Source organism: Wolbachia endosymbiont (group A) of Cydia amplana (assembly GCF_964028495.1).
In the GTDB taxonomy this organism is placed as follows: domain Bacteria; phylum Pseudomonadota; class Alphaproteobacteria; order Rickettsiales; family Anaplasmataceae; genus Wolbachia; species Wolbachia pipientis.
In genome coordinates, this window is sequence record NZ_OZ034792.1 from 323,251 (window position 1) to 346,533 (window position 23,283).

Consider the following 23,283-nt stretch of genomic DNA (forward strand, 5'->3'; position numbering starts at 1 on the left):
TTAAGCTAATGAATATGTGCTTTAAGTCTGTGTGGACGCACATATTCATTAGCCAATTTTAGTTACCGTTGTGAAGATTTTTAAGTATGCAAATTAATTGCTTCTTTAAGTCTTGTATTAGCAATTACTATAATTTTACGCATTAGGGCTGTTATAGCCACCATCTTCTTCTTACCACTTTCAACAAGCTTAGAATAAAAGGCGCCAAGTATAGATTTTGACCTTGTAGCAGCCATAGCGGCTGTAAAGAGCTTTGAACGAACGTTACTTCTACCACCTGTAATCCTTCGGTAACCAACAGCTTTACCACTTTCTTTTGGATGCGGTGCAACTCCGGCAAGACTTGCTACTTCTTTTCTGTTTAAGTAACCAAGCTCTGGCATTAAACACAAAAAATCTTGTGATAACTTTTTACCTATTCCAGGAACTGTTTTAAGAATTTTTTGGCGTTGTTGTAATTCGCGGCTTTCATCAATAATCTTTTGTATAGTATCATTGAGTTCGTTTATTTGACTATCGAAAAACTCAATGGTCTTTTGACAGCTTTCTTTTATATGATCATTTTCCGGTGCTTCAAGTCTGCATTTTTCTTGAGTTCTCATTTGCGTAATATCATCACGACGTTGACAAAGTGCAGCCAAAGTTGATTGTTCTGTAGAGGTAGGTACAAATAGAGAGATAGTTCTATGGCGTTCAAATCCATATTGAGCAAGAGCTCTTGCATCTGATCTATCAGACTTTGCTAAAGCTCCGTGAGATAAAATAAAGCTTTTTACTTTACGAGTATTAGCTCGATGCACGGCAATATTTTTGTCGGTAAGAAAATGTGATAAGCCAAGCTCATATTTCCCTGTATTTTCTAAAGTCACTAAAGCATTAGGTAGAATATCTGAAAACTCTTGAAATAATTGTTGCCAACCAGAAGCATTATTATCAAATTCGACAGCATTCTTCTGTTTGTGAATTGCAACGACATTTTTAAATTTTCCGATGTCAATGCCAATAAAATTTTGATAAGATGTAACCATAATAAACCTCGATAGTTTTAGTTAATTTAAGATTGTAAACGGGTGCATATATATGTCCCAAGCAACTATTCAAACGTATCGAGAGATAGGGCTAGCGTACCTTGATACCAACGGTTGTAATACCAATTTCCTTTCGGTCGCGCACGCCCGCTATTCCTAGTGAGCAGGGTTATCTTTCTCTCTTATCTCTTTTATATCACGTTTTTAACTTACAATTTCCTTAGATGGAAAATAGAGATATTACATAAAATTTTAAATCCGGTCTCAAAGTTGAGGAATGTAGACTTGGAACAGCAGAAAGATTAATGAGGTATTTAACAGTCATGAGCATTATTGCTTGGAGAATTTTCTTTATTACATCAATTGCAAGAACTAACCCAACATTACCATGTACTGCCTTATTAGCTGAGGAAGAATGGAAAGTTTTATATGTTAAAATACACAGGAAACCATGTCCAAATATAGCCCCTACTATAAAAGAAGCCGTTTCGTGAACTTGGAGGTCATTTAGCAAGAAAAAGCGACCCAAAACCAGGACCAATTACTCTTTGGAAAGGGTGGAGACGTTTCTTTGATCTAGAAGAAGGATGGCGACTTGCTCACGAACCTCATATTTGTGGGTAATAGTAAGATTTGATATGCTGCCAACACTTATGTTCAAATTAAAAATGTCATTTATGATACTAGCCACTTCACGCTTTGAGTTTTTGTAAAATCCGCTGAGTGCTGCAATTATAGACTTAACCCTTGGACCAAATGTATCTGGCGTAACACCTTCTGGTAACTTGCTACTTTTTCTTTTTCTGCATCTCCAACAACGACCATGTTCCAATTACTACATAAGGCCTAATTTCCGGAAGATCAACTTTTTGGTGAACATAAGGTTTTTCGCATATTACAAGCTCTCCTCCGCATTCGCAAATATTAGGCGACTCTATTTTTACTACTTTATCCGCTTCCATTGTAGCATGAAAATTTCCTTTATGCTCAACCTGATCGCCAACATTCCTTTCGCTTTTTGGCTTGTCCTTTTTTGTTTTGTACAATTCTTTAGAGCTCGGTAGAGATGAATTTTTCGAGTTTAAACCAAGCCTTTCCTTTAATTCAGCGTTCTCTATCTTTAAAGCTTTATTTTCTGCTTTTAAGTTTTCTATCTCTGCTTCCAGTTTTTCTATTTTTTGCTGTAAATTTTTGCAAAGTTCTAAAAGGTTTACCACATTACCTCACTTTTGCTCTATGATTATCTTTTTAGATCACTTTGTCTACCTTATTCTACCACTCCGCTGAACGGATACAATTTACTAAACAGAAAAAAAGGCAAAAGAAACCCCGTGTTAGCTAGTTGTCACTCTCTAATCCTGCAAATTGGCGTACTATACTGTCTTGAACGACTTATAAGCGCGTTTCAGCTTGTGTAGGTAAAAACCTAGAAATATTGTGAAGACATAAGGTGCACATAGTGCAAAAAATTAAAAATAAGACGCCAACTACGTTGTTTTCTTGCTGTTTAATCTGCACAGATGAAGATAACTGAATACCTTCAGTTTTATGATAAGAGGGCTGGCGGAGTTTGTAAAGTAAGTTTTTTCGTTTCTATTCCCAATAAAAGTTTGTTATATGGTTATGCAAGAAGTCTATTATAAATGAAATGAATGTGAAAAATATCTTATTAGCGTTTTTAGTACAAATGGTATTCAGTTTGCCGCTATTTGCAGCTGATCCTGTTTTGCTCAACTGCATTGAAACTCCAGAAATATATGACCTTGATGCAAGGCCAAAAAATTTTAACTCTTCAAACAATTTAAGAAGAAAACCTGGTTCTCCAAATAGTGCAATAGGGGAATTAATACACATAGTGGGTAGAATTACTGATATAAACTGCTTACCAATACAAAATGCTGTAGTTTCTATATGGCACGCGAATTCACGCGGCGTGAACCATTACGATAAGAATATAGAGGATGATCTGAATTTTGCTGGATCAGGAAGGTTTGTAGTGAATAATCTTGGCTATTATAATTTTATTACGATAGCACCTGGTAAAATTGGTGATAGAGCTCCACATATCAACTTTCTAGTTCAACATCCGGATTTTCCAGAATTCACAACGCAAATGTTTTTTGCTGACCATAATTGCGATAATTGCGCTGATCCTGTTCTTGAAGATTTTGTTAGTAATGGGCTTGCAAGCCTTCTCATAACACCATTTACTTACAGTGATCAGGTCATAAAAACCTATACGTTTAACATTACCTTGGGCGGATATAATAAGTTCTCTAATAAAAGATAAAAAACCTTGCATGTAAGGGAGTCCATAGTAAACTTAAGTGTTATTGTACTTAGGATGTATATGAAAAATATCTTACTGATGTTTTTGCTATGTTTTATGTACAGTTTACAATTATTTGCAACGGAGATACCAGCAATGAAAATAACAATTTCTAAAATTTCGCCCGATTTTAAAACAATAGTAATGGGTTTATTTGAAGACAACGAAACCGTAAATGATGGCGGAGTTTTGCAAGGAAAACAGGTCATAGATAATATAAAGCAATTTAGCGATTTCAATGGAAGTTTTGGTGAATTTTTCTCTACTGCTTTGCCAGAAGAAAAAAATGTTATAGTTGTTGGACTGGGTAAGAAGGATGAATGGAATGAAAATAAAGAATTAAATATTGGTGGTAAAATATATTGTGAGCTAAGCAGATTAAAAATTAAAAAAGCAGCGGTTTTAATCGAAGGTAGTGCAGCAAATGTTGCATATGGTGCGTTTCTGCGTAGTTTTAAGTTTGATAAGTATAAAACTAAAAAGGATGAGAAAATTACAGAGGTAGAGGAGATTACCGTATTAGTAAAAGATGAACAATTAAGTAATGCTGAAAGATCATTTGAGCACTTAAGGCAAGAAGGTGAGAGTATATTTCTTGCGCGCTCTTTTATAACAGAGCCTCCTAACATTCTATATCCAGAATCCTATGCTGATCATATAAAAAAAGAACTTACTAAGCTTGGCCTTGAAATCGAGGTGCTTGATAAAAAGCAGATGGAAGAGAAAAAAATGGGAGCCTTGCTTGGAGTTGCACAAGGAAGTAGTAAAGAACCAAAATTAGTAGTGATAAAATGGAATGGAGCTTCTAAAGAACAAAAGCCTATAGCTTTTGTTGGTAAAGGTATAACGTTTGACACTGGTGGAGTATCACTCAAATCTTCACGTGGTATGGAGTCGATGAAATATGACATGGCAGGCTCTGCTACTGTGGTTGGGGTGATGCATGCTTTAGCAGGACGAAAAGCAAAAGTAAATGCAATTGGCGTGGTCGCACTTGCAGAAAATGCAGTGGGTGGTAATGCTCAAAGACCAAGTGATGTAGTAACTTCAATGTCTGGACAAACAATAGAAGTGTTGAACACCGATGCAGAAGGAAGGCTCATACTTGCAGATGCTTTATGGTATACGCAAGATAGATTCTCACCAAAATTTATGATTGATCTTGCAACTTTAACTGGTGCTATAGTGGTTGCACTTGGAAATAACGAATATGCTGGTCTTTTTTCAAATAATGATGAATTAGCAAACCGTCTGATTGATGCAGGAAATGAAGTAAATGAGAAGTTATGGCGTTTTCCTATGAATGAAACTTATGACAAAATTATTGATTCACCGATTGCTGATGTTCAAAACATCGCTCCTGCAGGCTCTGGTGGAGATAGCATAATGGCTGCACAGTTTTTACAGCGTTTTGTGAATGAAACTTGCTGGGCACATTTAGATATCGCAGGCACTGCTTGGCACGAGAAAGGTACTGACATTTGTCCAAGAGGAGCAGTAGGTTTTGGTGTAAGGTTACTTAATAAGTTGGTTGAGAAGTACTACGAAGCCAATGATTAAAGGTCTTTATACTGGATTTATGGCTTAGCTACATGAACGTTTATTTTCGAGGCGCAGCAAATGAAAGTAGCTGATACATATTTCTTTTTTTCTGGATTCCAGTGTCAGCTACTTTCATGACACCCTGACAACCGTCATCCCGCTACTTGTTAGCGGCTGAGATACCGCGAATGAATCGCGGTATGACGGTTCGTGGCGGCGTGACGATAAGCTCGTCATCCCGCTGCTTGTTAGCGGGATCTAGAGATACCGCGGCGGCATGACGTAGGGAAACCGTTTTTTGGGTTAGCTATAACAGTAGTCAGGAAACAATAGCTTAAAAAGAGACTTAGTGTTAAATTTCTAATAGATTACTTATAAAAATAAATCTTATGGAAAGCAGAGCTAAGGCTTGGTTCATTTGGCTGATTAGTAACTTGGTTGTTATATTCAGCAACATGCAGATAATTTATACCTTTATAAGTGTAAATCTCGAAAAGGAACTTGGACTTACAATCGCGCAAGTTGCACTGGCTAATTCAGCATATACTTGGACTTTCGCCATCTTACAATTTTTTAGTGGAGCAACGTTTAATGTTTTTTCCAGTAAAAAAATTTATTTTTTCTCGTTATCAACTATGATCTTGGGGTTTTTTGTCCTTATTAATAGTGACAATTTCTCCCATTTGATTTTGTCTCAAGTGTTGATTGCAACTGGAGCATCATTTGGTTTTATTGGTGCTGCTCACACAAGTAGCATATGTTTTTCCGCTGCCCAATTTGGACTAATGTTTTCACTAGTGCAGACAATTTCAAGCCTTTCTGCTTTGGTAATTCAAATACTGTTCTCTAACTTGCTTGCCGAAGATGCATATTGGAAAAATCTGATTGTATGCATAATACTATTTGGTGTGTTGATATTTGTACTTACGCTTTTTTGTCCAAACACACTTCCAGAAAGCAGCTCAGAAAAGCGCACAATAAAAAGCTCTATGAAGACAGTAATGTGCTCTATATTAACAGTGCTAAAATTAAGAGATATCTGGATAACTTCAGTGGTGGGTGCTATTACTTTTGGAACATTTTTAGCACTTAATACCTTGTGGGCTCCAAGGTTACTGGGCAACTCAGAACTCAATGCAATGGAGTCAGGTATAGCAACTGCAATACTATGGCTTGGTCTTGCAGTTGGTGCTCCAATTGCAGATCGAATCTCAAACTTATTTAAAAATAGGAAACATGTAATTTCTGCTTTTGCTTTATTGCAAGGCGTCTCAATTATTATTTTACTATACAGCCATTTAACAGTCCACGTTGTGTACTTTTGTATGTTAATGTTCGGGTTTTTTGCGGGAGGACATATGCTTAATTTTACTGTCGGCAGCGAGATTGTGAAACGAAAATACATCAGCACATCATCATCCATTATCAATGGATTTATGTTTATTGGCAGTGGAGTTATAGTGTCAATGTTAGCACTTTTTACAGATCATAAAATGGCACTTTTTGCAATATTTGCGATATTGATAGTTGCCGGTATTTTAAATTATGCAACAAAAGAGACATACTCTAAAAAATAAAGTAGCTGAATCTCGAGTCGATTGCTATATTATATTTACGTATTGTAATATTTATCAATAATGGATCACGTTACAACAAAAGACACAACAGTAACTAAGGCAACGATAGCTGGAGATATAAACCAAGAAATAGGATTATCAAAGGAAGACTCTGTTTCGATAATAGATGATATATTGGACGAAATAAAGACAAGCTTGGTAAAGGATGGAATAGTAAAAATATCGTCATTTGGAACATTCTTGGTTAAGAAAAAGAAGGAAAGACCAGGAAATATACCAAATACATCGGAGAAAGTGATGATTCAGGCAAGAAATTCAGTTTCTTTTAGGCCTTCAAAAATTATAAAAAAATCAATCAATAATTAATGAACAAGGAAAAATTATTTTATACGATTGGGGAAGTAGCTGAAGAGCTACATTTGGAACAGCATGTTTTGAGATTTTGGGAAGGTCAATTTCATCAAATTAAGCCTACAAAGCGTAAAGGAAGAAGGCTATATGATCGCAAGTGTATAGAGGCCATAAAGAAAGTAAAATACATGCTATATGATAAAGGATATACAATAAAAGGAGTGCAAAAAGAATTTGGTAATGATATAAAAGTCACAAAGAATTTGTTGCAAGAACTCACCGATTTGAGGGACTATTTAACTAGTAAAATAAATAACGAGGAAAGTAACAAGCAGGCGTGAAACACTACGTCTCGCTAAAATTTTGGAGTTTTGTGAGAGTTTAAAATGTGGCATATAGCCTCATTTCTTATGTTATTAGCAATATTAATAGGCTGTGGCCTGCAAAAACCTGCACCTGTGCTGCTTAAAGGCGAAGAATTTTACGGAAAAAGAGATCTGGAATATACAAGAGAGTACCATTTAATTAGGGAGCCTTCAGTGCAAAAAGAAAGTAGAAAAGCCATCATAAATAGGATATACAAAGATAACAATAATACACAAAATGTGGGGGTAAATTGTAAATTTGTAATGCCAGTTAAAGGTTCAGCTACCTCTTCTGATGAAATGTGTAAGGATGGCATAAAAATTGCTGCTCAAAATGGAACGAACGTAGTTTCCTCTGCACCAGGCAAAGTGATATATGTAGGCAAAGGGCTGAGATGGTATGGGAATTTAATTATAGTGGAACACAAAGATAATTACATGACTGTGTACTCCTATTTAAAAAACATACATGTTGAAATTGGCGATAAAGTAAAGCAAGGTCAAGTAATTGGATCTGCAGGTAAATCAAGCACACAAGATAAAGATCCACAGATGTGTTTCACAATACGACATAATGGCCAAGCGGTTGATCCTTTGATGCATATGAACTGTAATTGAATTTGGATTTATATGAAATATGATTTTAAAAGTGTTGAAAAATTTTATCAAGATAAATGGGATTTTTCTGTAAGCAAGAGTGGTAAACAAGAAAAGTGTTACGTGTTGGAAATGTTTCCATATCCATCTGGTAAAATTCATATGGGACACTTACGTAACTATGCAATAGGGGATGTGATAGCGCGTTACAAGAGAGCTAATGGATTTGAGGTTTTGCATCCAATTGGCTGGGATGCGTTTGGATTACCAGCTGAGAATGCAGCAAGGGATAACAATATTAGCCCCGAAACATGGACAAAAGAGAATATAGATAATATGCGTACACAGTTGAAATCTATAGGTCTTTCTTATAATTGGGAGCGTGAACTCTCCACATGTGAGCCTGATTATTACAAACACGAACAAAAATTTTTCCTGGATTTTTTAAAGCATGGGCTTGCCTATCGAAAAGAATCATGGGTTAACTGGGATCCAGTGGACCAAACAGTGCTTGCAAATGAACAGGTGGTTGATGGAAAAGGATGGCGTTCAGGCGCCGTTGTTGAAAAACGTAAGTTATCCCAGTGGTTTTTAAAGATTACTGATTTCGCTGAAGATTTACTCAAGTGTCTGCAAAGTTTGAAAAATTGGCCAGAAAAAGTCAAAACAATGCAGGAGCGTTGGATAGGAAAATCTGAAGTGGTAACTATAGATTTTGAAATAGTTGGCTTAAATAAGAAATTAAAGATTTTTACAACTTCTCCTCATACTTGGTTTGGAGCTTCTTTTTTTGCGGTAGCAGCAGAACACCCTATTGTGCAGGATCTTAAGGACAAAGAAATACGAGACTTTATCGATGGCATGAAAGCAAAGGAGGAAAATGACGAAAAAATAGGAGTTTACACCGGATTAAACGTCAAGCATCCATTTCTTGATAAGGAATTGCCGCTTTACATAGCGAATTTTGTGTTGATGGAATATGGGGAAGGCGCGATTTTTGGGTGCCCTGCACATGATCAGCGTGATTTTGAATTTGCACAGAAATACGATTTGCCGGTTATTCCTGTTATTTGTGAAAAGGGTGCACAAGCCATAGTGACTCTAGAAGAAGCCTACACTGGCGGCGAAATAATGTGCAACTCTGAATTCTTAAATGGATTGACGGTTAGTGAAGCAAAGGAAGTAATCATTAAAAAGCTCAAAGAAAAAGGGATAGGTGAGAAAACAACAAACTATCGTTTACATGATTGGGGAATTTCGAGACAACGTTATTGGGGATGCCCTATACCTATCATATATTGCAGAGACTGCGGAACTGTTCCAGTACCAGAAAAAGACCTTCCTGTAGTTCTACCAACAGATGTGGAATTTACAAGTGGTGGTAATCCGCTTGATAAACACCCAACTTGGAAGTTCGTTGATTGCCCAAAATGTGGAAAGCAAGCAGAGCGTGAAACTGATACATTCGACACCTTTTTTGAGTCTTCCTGGTATTTTGCTGCATTCTGTAGTGAAGATAAATCAATAGACAAAGATGCATGTAATCGTTTTATGCCTGTTGATTATTATATAGGTGGGATAGAGCATGCAATTCTGCATTTGCTTTACTCACGATTTTTCTGCCGTGCTTTAACCAAATGTGGCTATTTTGATATTAAAGAGCCTTTCTCTACTTTAATCACTCAAGGAATGGTCTGCCATGCAACTTATAAAGACGAAAATGGTAAGTGGCTATTTCCCGCAGAAGCAAAAGAGTTGATTGCACAAGGAGCTAAGGTTCAAGTTGGAAAAGTCGAGAAAATGAGCAAATCGAAAAAGAACACAGTTGATCCAAATTTTATCATAGAAAAGTATGGTGCTGATACTGCCCGCTTGTTTGTGTTGTCTGACACTCCTCCAGAGAAAGATATGGAATGGTCCGATGATGGTGTGGAAGGTTGTTCTCGTTATGTAAATAAATTGTGGCGTATGGTCATGCAGCTTAAGCCTGTGAATATGCACTATGATAACAAAAGTGTTACGGGTGGACTTCTAGAGTACAGAAAAAAAATTCATAAACTCTTACATGGACTTACAGATGACTTGGAAAACTGCAGATTAAACTGTGTAGTGGCAAAATTTCGTGAAATGACGAATTTAATAGCTGAAATAGACGTAGCAGCTGGAAAATCTCTTATTAATGAAGGTATATGCATACTAATCAGAGTAATCGAACCATTTATGCCGCATTTAGCTGAAAGCCTATGGCAAGAAATAGGAGGTCAACCTTGGCCAAAAGCTGATGAATCATTATTAGTTGACGATACGGTAACTATAGCAGTGCAGATCAATGGAAAGTTGCGTGCGACAATCGAAGTGGCAATTAACTTACCTCAAGAAGAATTGAAGAAAATAGCGATAGACTCTGTGTCCAGTAAGATCGATCAAAACAAAGTTCGCACTGTATATGCTGTACCAAATAAGATAGTAAATATAGTTATATAAAAAATCCGTAGCGCATCTTTGACTTCATGGTTATACTCTTTTTAACATGCGATTATATCTTTTTTAATATAAAGGATATATACTTATGCATTATATATTTTTTTGTATGAGGAGTTATATGAAAATGAAAAGATTATGTGCTTTAGCTGTGTTGCTCACTTCATCTCTAGCAGGTACAGCTAATAATAGTGCAAGTAAGTCAGAAGATCAGTATTATGCAGGTTTAAACTTTGGTGCTGGATGGGGTGGTGGCTTAAAAATAAAACCTAGCGTTGTTTTTGGTTATCATCATGACAAAAACTCTAAGTTTGAACTTGAGGTTCTCACTGACATAAGTGATATGTTTGGTAAAGAAGAAAAGAAAATGGGGGCTAGCTTATTAGCAAATTACCGTTATTACCCTAACCTTGATATTGATCCCGTTAAGCTATATGTCAGCGGAGGTTCAGGAGGATACCTACAAGTAATACCTTTTGGCTTTGGTAACAGTGGTACAAGTGAACCTGCAAGCAAAGATATTGAAGCTGCTGGAGAGAAGGCATCTGTAGTAGATAAAATACTGGGTTCTATTTCCTATAAACTAAAGGTCGGTGTTGATTATGAAATTGCTCCACAGATAGTTGGTACAGTTGGTATTACCGCAGGCGGGCAACTAAGTGGCTTTAAACCACCAGTACAAATACCGGACGCGATTCTAGAAGTAGGAATACGTTATAATTTTTAATGCTGCTACTTAGTTCATAAAGGTAGAGGCAATGTTGAGGATGAAATAAACAGCATTAAAAAAATCTGGAAATATATGAGATACTTTTCGAATATGGTTTTGAACGCTGACTATAGATTAGAAAAATAACAAGAAAAAGGGTAAACATACTGTAATTGCTGTTGAATGATGGAGTCCATTATTTTAGCACGAAGTAACGAATTCAGTAGAATAAGTTCTTCAAAAATAATTTAAACTTTTATTAGTAGGAGCAGTCTCATGGAATATTATAGCGATCTCACTAAAAGAAACTTTTATAAGTATCGTTGATGAGAAAGGAAAAATTGTTAAGGAAGAAGTTGTTGCAAGAGAAAGTAAGGCAATAGCTGAATTTTTTCTTGGTCAAGGCAAAAAATATGAATCCATGGGAATAGAAAGTGGACAGTTGTCAATTGACCTTACCCAGAAAAAGTGGAGAGAAAGTGTGGAATGTTTTTTACAAAAAGAATGATGCATCAAATTGTTCTGGAATGCAATAGTTAATAGTGACGTTGTTTGTTATAAAAAATTTCTATGTATTCAAATATTGCAGTTCTAGTTTGTTGAGCAGAGTGTTGTGAAGTATCAATAAGTATTTCTCTTTTCAATGAGCTAAAGAAGCTTTCTGCAACAGAATTGTCGTAACAACAGCCTTTATTACTCATCTATATTCTTTACAGCTAAGAGATATTGATACCCTTGCGCAGTATATTGTGAACCTTGGTCACTGTGCAGCAGTAGATTTTTAACAGGTTTACGCCTATTAATGGCCATTAATAAAGAGTTCATAACCAATTGTTTATTTATTGCACTACTCATTAACTACCATACGTGAGAATTATTGCTGCCAAATATAGCCATCCCTCCTTGGTTTTGATGTAAGTAATCCCATACTTTATTTGGTTGATCAACAATAAAGTTTTGATCTAGTATATTGGGAGCTACAGCTCTATTATCTGTTTGTTGTTTTTTAATTTTAAACTTTCTTCTCAGTATAGCCCTGATGTCATTTTTCTGCATAATACTTTGCACCGTTTTCAAATTGCAACTTTTACCCAAAGCCTTCAATTCAGCATAAATTTTAGGAGCTCCATATCTACATTTAGAAACTTGATATATTTTTTGAATAGCTTCGAGTAGCTCTTTATTTGCTGATTCTCTACTGCTTATTTTTCTTGTGGTCCACTTATAGTAGCCACTAGCAGAAAATCCTATATAATTCCTGTACTTTATAGCAGTTACTATATAAAAAAATATTTTACTCTTTTTGACTGGCCAGGGCTTTTTTTTAAATGTCTCTTTCCCTTGTTACTCTTGCTTTGTAAATCAAACCTCTCTTTGTCGTAAGGAGCCATGTTACCTCTACCTGGAAATGCATCTGCTGCCGACTTTTTTTCGTTGTGTTTCTTTATCCATTTTCCTAATAAACCACCCTTTATTCCTAAATCCTTTGCTATTTTTGTAATTGTTTGACCTGCCTTTCTTTGTTCATTTGCCAGTTTAACAGCTTCCAATTTGAATTCTGCTGTATATTCTCTTACCATTTCTAATCCTCCAAAATTTTATTTTACCCGAAAAAACTCCTTTCTTTCTCTCCACTTTTTCTGGGTAAGGTCAGTCTTTAGGCACCCAAACAAAGGGAAATGCTGGATAAAAAGAAAGTACTTTAAGAAGTATAATAACGAAAACTGGCGCTTTATGACAAGTAACAAGGTACGTCTTACTATACACAGCGATCATGTTATTAAACAAAGTGCAAAAAACCAGATCCCCATATGATGGTGATTGGGTATATTGGGGTAAACGTCTGAGAAAAATACCAGATAAGCCACTAGGAGTAATAAAATTATTGAGGTTGCACCAAAGTAAATGCGATAATTGTAGACTATGGTTTAAAAGTGATGATACAATAAAAATACATCACAAAGACCAGAATAGACGAAACAATATGATCACAAACTTATCTTTGTTACATGGACATTGTCACGATGAATTACACAGGAGGTGTGCATGAAAAGCACCAAATTAGAGAGAAGCCGTATGAGGCTCAAAGTCTCACGTACGGTTTTGAAGTCGAGTGAGGAGGGGCGACCTTCTTCACTTAGACAACAATATGCAGATGAAACTACGGAAGAAGACTTAAGGAAAATAGCAGAAAAAGCACCAATAATAAAGTTAGCCTACGATGAATTAGACAGGTTTAGCTGGAATGAAAAAGATTTAGTAGCATATGAAGAAAGAATAATGGATCTGCTGAAAGAAGAAGGCATCCTCGCTAAAAAACTTGATGAGGGAAAGATTGAAGGAAAGATTGAAGTAGCAAAAAACCTACTTAAGGCTGACATCTCTATTGATATTATCTCTCAGACAACCGGCCTTCCTCAAGCTGAGATTAAACGACTTCAGGAAGAAATCACCTAAAAGGCTAATGATCAACGAAAAAATTGTAAGAGAGAACTTAAAAAAAGTCATAGAGCAAAAAAGCGGTAAAGATGTGATCGCTCTTGGCATAATATCCTCAATTATTATTAAAGGTCAAGATGTTGGTTTTGTGCTTGAAGTTGCCGGTAACACGCAAGCAAATGAAGAATTAAGAAGAAATTGTGAGCAAGCTGTTAAAGCTATACCGGGGGTGACAAAAGTGACCGTGGTTGCTACTTGTCAAAAACAAACTGGGCAACAAAAAGCTAAATTACATATCGAAGGAGTGAAAAATATAATCGTTGTGGCCTCTGGTAAAGGCGGTGTGGGCAAGTCCACAGTTGCGCTAAATCTTGCTCTCTCATTAGCAAAGTTAAAACACAAAGTTGCGCTGGTTGATGCAGATATATATGGTCCTTCAATTCCTAAAATGCTTGGCGCTGAAAAATTAAAGCCAGAAATACAGGATAGTAAAGCAATGCCTATAGAAAAGTATGGACTGCATACTATTTCAATTGGCTATTTTATCGATAAAGATCGTGCAGCAATATGGCGCGGACCTATGATTACAAAAGCACTTTATAGTCTGCTAATGGGAACAAAATGGTCCGATATAGAGTATTTGATAATTGATACACCACCTGGAACTGGCGATGTGCATTTAAGTCTTATGGAAAATTTTAACTTAACTGGGGCGATAATAGTTTCAACTCCACAGGAGCTCTCTTTAATCGATGCTCGCAAAATTTATGATATGTTTACAAAGCTCAGCGTACCGGTTATTGGCATTGTAGAAAATATGAGTTATTTCATTCAAAGCGGCTCAAAAATATACATATTTGGAAAAGACGGTGCAAAAAAAATGTCTGAGGAGCTGGGCATCAAACTTCTAGGCAGAGTTCCTCTAGATCCACAAATATGCCATGCTTCTGATTGTGGAAATCCTTTAATGTTAAGTGAAGATTTAGCAGGGATTTATGAAGGTATTGCTAAAGATGTTATAGCTAAAGTGGCTCTACAATTTGAAAAACCGTCATTCCGCTACTAGTTAGCGCCGCGGCGGTATGACGTAGGGGTAACCGTTCACACTTAATTCTTCAATCTCACTAATAGAAAGGCCAGTAAATTTGACAATAGTGTTGACATCAACATTGTTAGCCAGCATTGCTTTTGCGACTTCGATTTTTCCTTCGATTTTTCCTTCAATTTTCCCTTCCTCTTTACCGATTTTGATGCCTCTTTCTTCGCCAATTTGGATGCCTTTTTCAGTAGCAAGGTCAAGTCTGTATTCAAGAATGGCTTCTTCTTTCCGTAGATCCATTATTCTTTCTTCATAAGCTACTAAATCTTTTTCATTCCAGCTAAACCTGTCTAATTCATCGTAGGCTAACTTTATTATTGGTGCTTTTTCTGCTATTTTCCTTAAGTCTTCTTCCGTAGTTTCATCTGCATATTTGAAGAAAAATAACCAACGATCCACTATGCTTTCTAGCTGTTCTTCCTTATTCTTAGGAAATTTAGGTAGTTCAATAAATACAAATTGAAAATCTTTTAAGTCATGCTCATTGGTTTTCTCATCTCTTATAGTGTGGCTGGATATATAATCAAGCTTATCAGGAAATAAATTACAATTAGAGATAGCAATAAAGAAAACCTTCTTTAAATCAATGTACTTACCAGATTTATCAGCTTGCCTTGAGTAAGCCTTAGCAGCATATAGTTGAGCTCGTTTTTCGAAGCCTTTATCGCGAGTAAGCTGCATTTCAATCACATACCTGGCCCCACTAGAATCCCTGCAAAGAACATCAACTATACTTTGTTTATCAGATGCAATTTCAGGATCCATTATAGTACTGAGGAATTCCACTTCTTGTATAGTATTTATCTCAGTAAACCCTAAAATATCATTCAAAAAATGTATGAGAATATTCTTATTTTTTTCAGTGCCAAAGATTCTTTTAAAGGTTAAATCCAGCTTAGGGTCGAGAAACTTAGATAAAGCCATAGCCAAAGTGCTTAAAAATATTAATAATTATACACTATTATTAACAATTATTCAACCATATTTTTGAAGATAGCTATAGCTATGCCGCCGCGAACCGTCATACCGCCGCGGTATCTCTAGATCCCGCTAACAAGCAGCGGGATGACGGTTGTCGGTAAATCTAAGTCAGTTTAGCTATAGGCAGCAATTTTCTGTATTTACTTTAAATTGAAGAAAGATCAAATGAAAGATCGTGTTTTGCTAAAAATCACAGAATGCAGTCTGGTTACAACCTTTCTTGGGTTAGCTATAGGTCTTTGTCTATAAAGTTTGTTTAAACTATTTTCAAAATAGATAAAATATAATTTTACAATTAGCGTAAATAAAATGAATTATGATGTAATCATTTCAGGTGGTGGGTTACTTGGTCTTATTACTGCAATTGGCCTCAGTTGTAACTCTGTGTCTGTAGCTGTAATTGAAAAAAATAGTTTGCCACGTGTAGTAGATGACAACCGAGCATTTGCTATTTCTCAAGGCTCGAAAAAAATATTGGAAAAATTAGGGATTTGGCAGTTTATAGAAAGCGAAGCTGAGCCAATACTTGATATATGCATATTAGATGCGGTTACTGTGCATTACAATCATAAAATGGTTGGTGAAGAACCAATGGGTTATGTTATTAACAATGCTGCTATATGGAATGCAATCAACAATAATTTTCTGAATAAACTAAATATATACTCTCCACATTCCTATAAAACAATTGCTTATGATTCAGGATATGTGGAAGTTATTCTTGATAATAACCAGGAATTAATATCATCGCTACTTATCTGCGCTGAAGGCAAAAACTCTAAATTACCAGAGTTATTTTCTATACCGACAGTGAAATTTGACTATAAACAAAGTAGCATAGTATTTAATGTAAAGCATAAACTGCATCACCAAAACTTAGCTGTAGAGCGTTTTTTTCCTGGCGGTCCATTTGCAATTCTACCGATGAAGGGTGGCTATACTTCTTCGATAGTTTGGACAGAAAAATCTGAAATTTCAAAAATGCTAATGGATCTGTCTGAAGAAGAATTTATTATAGAGCTTAAAAAAAGATTTGGTTCTTATTTAGGAGAGATAAAATTAGAGGGTGAAAGAAAACTTTATCCTTTAAGTTTTGCTTTTGCAAAAAAGTTATATAAGGGTAGAGTTTTGCTTATCGGCGATGCAGCACATTCAATTCATCCAGTTGCAGGTCAAGGGCTTAATCTTGGAATTAGAGATGTAGAAAGTATTATAAAGCACGTAGTTGCCGCAAAAGCATCTGGTATTGATGTTGGCAGTAGTTATTTATTAAAGAAAATTTCACGTAACAGATACTTTGATAATTTTACAATGGCGCTTGCAACTGATGGATTAAATAGGATGTTTTCCAACAGAATATTCTGCGCTAAAGCACTAAGAAATCTTGGCTTGATTGCAGTTGAAAATTCAAATTTCCTCAAAAAACGCTTCATTCGGCATGCTATGGGATTTATATAAATCACTATTTTATAGCTAATGCAAGTCAGGTTTCCCACGGCATACCGCCGCGGTATCTTGGCCGCTAACACGTAGCGGGATGACGAATGTATCTGTTCAGCAGTTGTGTTAAAAGTCAATAGAAAAATTGATGTAGCTGTGGATAAGCACGTTTATACAGATAAAAGTACTTATCCACAGCTATGCTGGCTCTTAGATAGAAACAGACAGAGAGTTATATTCCTCAGTAAAAACCCTGTCATCTCTGACTAAAGAGTTAGCAAGAATAAGCAATTTCCTCATGGCAGCAGTGGAAGCAATTTTATATGGCTTTTTATATTGACTATATAATCTAGTAAAGAAAGGTTTGATATAGGAATTAGGGGGGGGAGGGGGGGATGTATGGTCCCAGAGTGTGATGGTATGATAAAATATGAGAAAACAATACCATCAAAGGAGGAATTATGGGACAAATATTACATGGGTGCGCCAAAACAACAGAGACAATTCGTAGAGCAATACAAAATAGTAAAGAGAGCATAGCAAAACTCTCCAGGTACTATAACCTTAATCCAAAAACTATCATTAAATGGAGAAAACGGTCTTTTGCCAAAGACGCTGATATGGGTCCGAAGCATGCAAGATCAACTGTTTTAACTTTAGAAGAGGAGGCTGTAATTGTTGCATTTCGTAAGCATACTCTATTGCCATTAGATGATTGTCTCTACGCTTTGCAAACCTCAATCCCACACTTGACTCGCTCTAGTCTACATCGTTGCTTACAGAGGCACAGCATTAGCAGACTACCAGATGTTGATGGCGAAGTTAAACCAAAAAAGAAATTCAAACAATATCCTATAGGCTATTTCCATATTGATATTGCAGAAGTCAGAACAGAAGAAGGAAAGTTATATTTGTTTGTTGCAATAGATAGAACATCCAAATTTACGTATGTTGAGTTGTATAAAAGTGCTACAAAACCTATAGCTGCTGAGTTTCTACGTAATTTGATTAAAATTTTACCATATAAAATCCACACTATTTTGACAGATAACAGTGTACAATTTACCAACCAAAAACGCCATAAATACGCTTTTCAACATATATTTGATAGAGCTTGTGAAGAAAATGACATTGAACACCGTCTAACAAAAGTTAGCCATCCTTGGACAAATGGGCAAGTTGAGCGTATGAACAAAACTTTAAAGAATGCCACTGTTAAGAAGTATTACTATCAGTCTCACCAGCAACTCAAAGAGCATCTTTATGACTTTGTTATGGCCTACAATTATGCTAAAAGACTCAAAACTCTTAAGGGTCTTACACCTTTTGAGTTTATATCTTTACAGTGGACAAAATCTCCTGAATTGTTCATACTAAATCCACACCATCACACTCTGGGACCATACACTCCCTGTGTTTCGTAATATTATACAATCAAATTGATAAAAGCTGTATTATCTCCTTGCAGCATTAAGTGTATATTTTTTGCTATTTTTTCCACTAAGGAAGTAACATTATCAAAATTTGAAAATTTTGATAACACATAATCTGCTAAGCTTCTTTGATCTTCAGGTCTACCCACTCCAAATCTCAAGCGCCAATAATCGTTGCCAATAAAACTATCTATGGATTTAAGTCCATTATGTCCAGCAGAGCTACCACCTTTCTTTATTTTTATTCTTCCAAGTTCCAAATCAGCGTCATCGTGTATGACAACAATATTATCTAGCGATAATTTGTAAAAATTTCGTATTTTTGCAACAGGGATGCCTGAATTATTCATAAATGAATAAGGCTTTATTAACATGATTTTATTATCATTAATTATGCCAGAGGTTATTAGATAATCGGCTTTTTTAGAGAACGACTGGAAATTCCAATATTTGCAAATTGTATCAACTACGATGAAGCCGATATTATGATGAGTTAACTCATATTGACTACCAGGGTTACCAAGCCCAACTATCAGGTGCACTATTCCTCTGTTTCTGCTTGAGGTTCTTCAACGTCACTATCGGCAGCAGAAATTGTAACAATGGTAAAATTTTCTTCTTCATGGGCTACAAACTTAACACCTTCTGGTAATTTTACATCATTAATATGTATAGACTGGCCAATCATTTTACCGGATAAATCAACTTCAATAACCTGAGGTATTTTATCAGGAGAGCATTTAACAGCAATAGAACGACACAAAACATTAAGCACTCCACCTAACTTGATCCCTGGGGCTTTACTTTCATTCACAAATGATAGAGGTATGTCTATTTTAATTTCACTGCCTTTATCAACAAATTGAAAATCAACATGTTGCACAGTATCCTTTACTACATGCAATTGGATATCGCGAACAAGAGCATATTCCTTTTTGCCCGAAATATTCAGCTCTATCAAATGTGCAGAAAGAGAACCTGATTTATATTGCTTCGTGAATTCCTTTGCAGACAATGTCAAATTTACATTATCATGGCCCTTTCCATATATTATTCCAGGGATGTTTCCTTTCTTCCTTAGAGAATGCATCGCTTTTGTTTTTGTTATATCACGTAACTCTGCATTAATTGTTACTATTTCCTGTTGCGTCATCGGTTACTCCTATTCAGCTAATCCTTTTAATATAATTTAATAATAATATAACATAAAAATATTTATTTCAAACTTCATTCTTTCATACTAATTGTTTGTGAAAGGATTTATTTAGATATATATTTAAGCTTATTTAACAAGAACTATGGGCATTGATGATAAAGTAGTTTTTAGGATTTATAAACCAACAAAAACTGCAACACAATCTGGTTTAGGTAATACAAATTTCTGGCACCTGAAAATTGAATCTGGCTCTTACTACATTGAACCTTTAATGGGGTGGGTTGGCTCAAAAGATCCAAAAAAACAGATTGTATTAAAGTTTGATTCTCGTGAAAAAGCAGTATTCTACGCAAAAAAACGCAACGTTAAATACATAATTGAAATGCCAAAAAATGTTAAGAGGCTGCCAAAATCTTACGCAAGCAATTTCATACTAAAGTAAGTTGCACAACAAATGGTGTTATGCAAGTAGCTGACACTGCTCTCCTTTGTCATCCCAGTGCCCAGACACTGGGATGGCTTTGTTGCATCGCTACTTATGAAAGGCTAACTATAGTTAGGATTATAAGCAACCTATTGAAAATCTTGTTTTTTTGCAATCAATCTGATCAAATTTAAGAATAGTAATTTGTTATTTATATTAATAAATTTAATTCTATTGAAAATAGCTAAAGCATTGAAATTCTTGAATTTTAGCCAGATTAGTGAGTGGTAGTGAAATTTCTTTTACTCAAATTTAGGTATTCACTGACCGTTCTTGTTATAAATACCAGAATAATAAGCTACTGATATTCACTATCTTTTTTATCTTTAATCCATCATAGCTAGCGATGCAACAAAGCCCACTGGGATCCAGGAATTTTATTAAGTTGGTAAGCATAAAAATAGCTGTTTTACGTTAAAATACAATGTTTTTGATGATTATGGAAAGGCTGGATCCCAGTGTCAAGCACTGGGATGACACCATTTGTTGTAAACTCACTTTTACTCTATGGTTATACTACCTTGCCGCTATCCTGAACGGATACAAAGTAAGTTTTATTGTGATGTGCTCATCTGTAAAAAATAAGACTTAATCTCACTGTTGATCATGGATTTTAAGTTGTGCTAGCACACTGCGGCCATTTAAAGAGTCAAGATTTTTAACCTGGCTAGCCAGTATTAAAGAGTTATTTTTCAGGTATTTCTTTACAAGACTTGCAAGCCTTTTTGGATTATTCAAATAGCTCCATTCTGCTTGTAAAACTTTCATATCACTTTGCACTAAATTAATTTCACTTTTTATTTTTATTAGCTCTCTATTTAATGACTGAACATGTAATTTTACCTTAAATAGTCCTACAATGCTAAGAAAAAACATAACTATTGAGATGATGCAGAAAGTTCTCATGACAACCTCTGTATAGCTCTTAGTTTTGCTGAGCGTGAACGCGGATTTGCACTTACTTCTTCTATACTTGCTTCGATCACTTTTTTATTTAGAAGAGAGAATGTCTTGCAATCAGTAGCACATAAATCTTTAAAAAAAGTTTTGACTATACGATCTTCTAAGGAATGAAAGGTGACGACAATTAATTTGCCATTCTCACTTAAAATCTCAGATGCAGCTTTAATGCCCTTTTCAAGTTCTCCCAGCTCATCGTTTACCCATATTCTGATTGCCTGAAATGTTCTGGTTGCAGGATCAATTTTGCTTTTTCCACGAAACACCACAGAACGTACAATATCCGCAAGCTCAAATGTAGTTTTGATAGTTTTCTTCTTCCGTGCATTTACTATTGCTCTTGCGATTTTGCGAGAATGACGTTCGCCTCCGTAGTTATATATAGTATTTGCGATTTCTTCTTCGCGTAAAGCGTTAACAAACGTTGAAGCGTTTATATAAGAAGAGTTATCCATACTCATATCGAGTGGACCATCATGTAAAAATGAGAACCCTCTATCTCCGTTATCAAGCTGCATAGATGAAACTCCGATGTCAAAAACTATTCCATCGATACCTTCAATATTGTTGCTATCTAATAAATTTTTAACATTACTAAACTTCTCAATAAATAGTTTTATTCTATCGGGATATCTAATGCTTAAATCATCATAAAACTTAGTTACCGTTTCATCTCTATCAATTGCATATACTTTGCAATCAGCTGACTCCAATATTGCTTTGCTATACCCTCCAGCTCCAAATGTGGCGTCCACATATATACCATCATCCTGCGGTGATAGTAGTGATAGCATCTCTTTTAACAAAACTGGAGTGTGTGTCATAGTGCTCCATCAAGAGACTCTGTGCATACAAATAAAAATAACTTCCCACTAAAACATATGGAAGTATATAGGCAATAATATAAAAACACTTGAATATAGTCAATGATATAAAAATATTAAGATTTAATAAGATGCTATTATTAATATGATGTTCAAATTTTTCTATTATATAAAAAAAAGTAATGTATATTACTAAATACTAAACAAACTATAGAAAATTATGCAGCAAATAACAAAAGTAATATTTTCAAGTTTGATTTGTAACACTTTATTGTGGTATGACCACATGCTTTTTGGCCACTTAATAAACATAATAGGTAGTGTGTTTTTTCCATCGGATGATCAACTAACCAGCGTATTGAAAGCTTTTGGAGTGTTTGCAGTGGGTTTCTTAATGAGACCAGTCGGTGCTGCTATATTTGGTCACATTGGTGATAAGCATGGCAGAAGAGTTGCCTTATTGCTCTCGATTATATTAATGACTCTATCAACCGTATTAATTGCTTTTGTTCCAGGTTATCAAAGCATTGGAATACTAGCATCAATGCTGGTAGTTTGTTTAAGGTTATTGCAGGGTATATCTCTTGGAGGAGAAGCAGGAAATGCACCATTTTTAATAGAACATGCTCCTAAAAACAAAAAAGGATTTTTTGGCAGCATTGAAGTATTAAGCGCAATTTTTGGTTCAGTATTAAGCTTGATAGCGGTACTCATATGCAAAAAAGTGTCTGATTTTGAATCTTGGGGGTGGAGATTACCTTTCATTTTCAGTTTAGCAATGGGATTAATTAGCATATATATGAGATATATACTTGATGAAAGCCCAGAGTATAAAAGACAGAAAAATCCATCTAAATTGCCATTAAAAGAGTTATTAAATAGCTATAAAAAACCTTTTCTGATATCAGTTGGGGTTGATATAGTTGAAAACTCATCTCTTTACATATATCTGGTATTTTTCAATGTGCTTACGAATAAAATATTAACAGTAAATACTCATTTTAATCATATAGTGGAAATACTGAGTCAAATTGCGCTCGGAGGATTGACAGTATTGTTTGCAATACTTTCTGATAAGGTAGGAAGAGAAAAAGTTATGAAGTTTGCATTTATAGCTTTTGTAATAGTGAGTTATCCAGTTTTTTCAATGTTATGTAGTAGCAATTACTTGCTGGCACACATTCTTTTTATAATTCCAATAGCTGCATCGCTTGGTCCTGTCAGTGCACTTATGTGCGAATTATTTCCAACAAAGGTTCGGTACAGTGGATTTGGTTTATCAAGAAATATAGCTGCTGGATTTTTTGGCGGCCTTGCACCATTTATATGCACAACAATTATCAAGGTTACAGGACAAGAGACTTCAGCTAGTTTTTACATGATTTTCTGTGCATTAATTGGGCTAGTTGCTATATCGCAAATTAAGGGTAAGCTTTCTTCAAAATCACCCAAAGTAAACCAAGTATAGTTGCAGTATAGCAGAATTTA

The 23,283-nt window shown here is 35.4% G+C and carries 24 protein-coding genes and 2 pseudogenes; 15 read left to right on the top strand and 11 right to left on the bottom strand.

Annotation, left to right across the window (positions count from 1 at the left end; genetic code table 11):
* Window positions 1–80 precede the first annotated feature (80 nt).
* The gene (locus ABWU40_RS01580) at window positions 81–1,028 is read right to left on the bottom strand and encodes an IS110 family transposase (RefSeq protein WP_015588780.1); all 948 of its coding nucleotides are present in this window, start codon (window positions 1,026–1,028) and stop codon (window positions 81–83) included.
* 219 nt (window positions 1,029–1,247) lie between these two features.
* Between ABWU40_RS01580 and ABWU40_RS01585 the strand changes: the two are divergent.
* Window positions 1,248–1,652: pseudogene (locus ABWU40_RS01585) on the top strand (IS4 family transposase); the annotation flags it as partial.
* A gap of 7 nt (window positions 1,653–1,659) precedes the next feature.
* Here the strand turns inward: ABWU40_RS01585 and ABWU40_RS01590 are convergent.
* A pseudogene (locus ABWU40_RS01590) lies at window positions 1,660–2,245 on the bottom strand (DUF6444 domain-containing protein); the annotation flags it as partial.
* Window positions 2,246–2,676: 431 nt separating this feature from the next.
* Here ABWU40_RS01590 and ABWU40_RS01595 point away from each other — a divergent pair.
* The 8 genes from ABWU40_RS01595 to ABWU40_RS01630 all read left to right on the top strand — a co-directional run bounded on the left by ABWU40_RS01595 (window position 2,677) and on the right by ABWU40_RS01630 (window position 10,997).
* Window positions 2,677–3,318, top strand: a complete 642-nt coding sequence (locus tag ABWU40_RS01595) for a protocatechuate 3,4-dioxygenase (protein WP_015588781.1) — start codon at window positions 2,677–2,679, stop codon at window positions 3,316–3,318.
* A 135-nt stretch (window positions 3,319–3,453) separates the two neighbouring features.
* Entirely contained in the window at window positions 3,454–4,917 is a 1,464-nt protein-coding gene (locus ABWU40_RS01600; protein WP_353279252.1) for a leucyl aminopeptidase, read from the top strand.
* Window positions 4,918–5,288: 371 nt separating this feature from the next.
* Window positions 5,289–6,476 carry an MFS transporter gene (locus tag ABWU40_RS01605; RefSeq protein ID WP_141456806.1) on the top strand — a complete coding sequence of 396 codons (1,188 nt, stop codon included), beginning with the start codon at window positions 5,289–5,291 and terminating at the stop codon, window positions 6,474–6,476.
* Window positions 6,477–6,536: 60 nt separating this feature from the next.
* A complete protein-coding gene (locus tag ABWU40_RS01610) occupies window positions 6,537–6,842 on the top strand; it encodes an integration host factor subunit alpha (protein ID WP_006279881.1) in 306 nt (101 codons plus the stop codon).
* Window positions 6,842–7,168, top strand: a complete 327-nt coding sequence (locus ABWU40_RS01615) for a MerR family transcriptional regulator (protein ID WP_006279880.1) — start codon at window positions 6,842–6,844, stop codon at window positions 7,166–7,168. Before ABWU40_RS01610 ends, ABWU40_RS01615 begins: the two co-directional genes overlap by 1 nt.
* 45 nt (window positions 7,169–7,213) lie before the next feature.
* A complete protein-coding gene (locus ABWU40_RS01620; protein WP_006279879.1) occupies window positions 7,214–7,810 on the top strand; it encodes a murein hydrolase activator EnvC family protein in 597 nt (198 codons plus the stop codon).
* Window positions 7,811–7,822: 12 nt separating this feature from the next.
* Entirely contained in the window at window positions 7,823–10,273 is a 2,451-nt protein-coding gene (gene leuS / locus ABWU40_RS01625) for a leucine--tRNA ligase (protein WP_353279254.1), read from the top strand.
* 118 nt (window positions 10,274–10,391) lie between these two features.
* On the top strand, window positions 10,392–10,997 hold the full coding sequence (locus ABWU40_RS01630) for a hypothetical protein (protein ID WP_353279257.1): 606 nt from the start codon (window positions 10,392–10,394) through the stop codon (window positions 10,995–10,997).
* A gap of 518 nt (window positions 10,998–11,515) precedes the next feature.
* On the opposite strand, the gene ABWU40_RS01635 is transcribed toward ABWU40_RS01630, so the two are convergent.
* Genes ABWU40_RS01635 through ABWU40_RS01650 form a run of 4 tightly spaced genes read right to left on the bottom strand, consistent with a single transcriptional unit; the run spans window position 11,516 to window position 12,559 of the window.
* Window positions 11,516–11,680 (bottom strand): IS3 family transposase, encoded by a 165-nt coding sequence (locus ABWU40_RS01635; RefSeq protein WP_010082072.1) that lies wholly within the window; start codon window positions 11,678–11,680, stop codon window positions 11,516–11,518.
* Entirely contained in the window at window positions 11,673–11,834 is a 162-nt protein-coding gene (locus tag ABWU40_RS06285; protein ID WP_010082071.1) for a DDE-type integrase/transposase/recombinase, read from the bottom strand. The genes ABWU40_RS01635 and ABWU40_RS06285 overlap by 8 nt, the downstream gene beginning before the upstream one ends.
* A 3-nt stretch (window positions 11,835–11,837) precedes the next feature.
* Window positions 11,838–12,272: an IS3 family transposase gene (locus tag ABWU40_RS06290; RefSeq protein ID WP_320157096.1), complete on the bottom strand. Its 435-nt coding sequence runs from the start codon at window positions 12,270–12,272 to the stop codon at window positions 11,838–11,840.
* A complete protein-coding gene (locus tag ABWU40_RS01650; protein ID WP_081818090.1) occupies window positions 12,257–12,559 on the bottom strand; it encodes a transposase in 303 nt (100 codons plus the stop codon). Before ABWU40_RS01650 ends, ABWU40_RS06290 begins: the two co-directional genes overlap by 16 nt.
* Window positions 12,560–13,025: 466 nt before the next feature.
* On the opposite strand from ABWU40_RS01650, the gene ABWU40_RS01655 reads away from it, so the two are divergent.
* Entirely contained in the window at window positions 13,026–13,436 is a 411-nt protein-coding gene (locus ABWU40_RS01655) for a hypothetical protein (protein ID WP_174517022.1), read from the top strand.
* A 7-nt stretch (window positions 13,437–13,443) separates the two neighbouring features.
* Window positions 13,444–14,484 carry an Mrp/NBP35 family ATP-binding protein gene (locus ABWU40_RS01660; protein WP_015588818.1) on the top strand — a complete coding sequence of 347 codons (1,041 nt, stop codon included), beginning with the start codon at window positions 13,444–13,446 and terminating at the stop codon, window positions 14,482–14,484.
* Here ABWU40_RS01660 and ABWU40_RS01665 read toward each other — a convergent pair whose 3' ends face one another.
* The gene (locus ABWU40_RS01665) at window positions 14,485–15,441 is read right to left on the bottom strand and encodes an Rpn family recombination-promoting nuclease/putative transposase (protein WP_353279259.1); all 957 of its coding nucleotides are present in this window, start codon (window positions 15,439–15,441) and stop codon (window positions 14,485–14,487) included. It lies immediately after the preceding gene.
* Window positions 15,442–15,807: 366 nt separating this feature from the next.
* On the opposite strand from ABWU40_RS01665, the gene ubiH reads away from it, so the two are divergent.
* Both ubiH and ABWU40_RS01675 read left to right on the top strand, forming a co-directional pair.
* Window positions 15,808–16,956 carry a 2-octaprenyl-6-methoxyphenyl hydroxylase gene (gene ubiH / locus ABWU40_RS01670; protein ID WP_141456788.1) on the top strand — a complete coding sequence of 383 codons (1,149 nt, stop codon included), beginning with the start codon at window positions 15,808–15,810 and terminating at the stop codon, window positions 16,954–16,956.
* A gap of 443 nt (window positions 16,957–17,399) precedes the next feature.
* Window positions 17,400–18,362 (top strand): IS481-like element ISWpi4 family transposase, encoded by a 963-nt coding sequence (locus ABWU40_RS01675; RefSeq protein ID WP_015588815.1) that lies wholly within the window; start codon window positions 17,400–17,402, stop codon window positions 18,360–18,362.
* 2 nt (window positions 18,363–18,364) lie between these two features.
* On the opposite strand, the gene pth is transcribed toward ABWU40_RS01675, so the two are convergent.
* Window positions 18,365–18,913 (bottom strand): aminoacyl-tRNA hydrolase, encoded by a 549-nt coding sequence (gene pth, locus ABWU40_RS01680; protein ID WP_015588814.1) that lies wholly within the window; start codon window positions 18,911–18,913, stop codon window positions 18,365–18,367.
* On the bottom strand, window positions 18,913–19,524 hold the full coding sequence (locus ABWU40_RS01685) for a 50S ribosomal protein L25/general stress protein Ctc (protein WP_010962412.1): 612 nt from the start codon (window positions 19,522–19,524) through the stop codon (window positions 18,913–18,915). Before ABWU40_RS01685 ends, pth begins: the two co-directional genes overlap by 1 nt.
* A gap of 145 nt (window positions 19,525–19,669) precedes the next feature.
* Between ABWU40_RS01685 and ABWU40_RS01690 the strand changes: the two genes are divergently transcribed.
* Window positions 19,670–19,969 (top strand): NADH dehydrogenase ubiquinone Fe-S protein 4, encoded by a 300-nt coding sequence (locus tag ABWU40_RS01690; protein ID WP_141456789.1) that lies wholly within the window; start codon window positions 19,670–19,672, stop codon window positions 19,967–19,969.
* 636 nt (window positions 19,970–20,605) lie between these two features.
* On the opposite strand, the gene ABWU40_RS01695 is transcribed toward ABWU40_RS01690, so the two are convergent.
* A complete protein-coding gene (locus tag ABWU40_RS01695; RefSeq protein WP_010962410.1) occupies window positions 20,606–20,917 on the bottom strand; it encodes a hypothetical protein in 312 nt (103 codons plus the stop codon).
* Window positions 20,914–21,795: a 16S rRNA (cytosine(1402)-N(4))-methyltransferase RsmH gene (gene rsmH / locus ABWU40_RS01700; RefSeq protein ID WP_015588811.1), complete on the bottom strand. Its 882-nt coding sequence runs from the start codon at window positions 21,793–21,795 to the stop codon at window positions 20,914–20,916. The genes ABWU40_RS01695 and rsmH overlap by 4 nt, the downstream gene beginning before the upstream one ends.
* A gap of 220 nt (window positions 21,796–22,015) precedes the next feature.
* On the opposite strand from rsmH, the gene ABWU40_RS01705 reads away from it, so the two are divergent.
* The gene (locus ABWU40_RS01705) at window positions 22,016–23,263 is read left to right on the top strand and encodes an MFS transporter (RefSeq protein ID WP_353279262.1); all 1,248 of its coding nucleotides are present in this window, start codon (window positions 22,016–22,018) and stop codon (window positions 23,261–23,263) included.
* Window positions 23,264–23,283 lie beyond the last annotated feature (20 nt).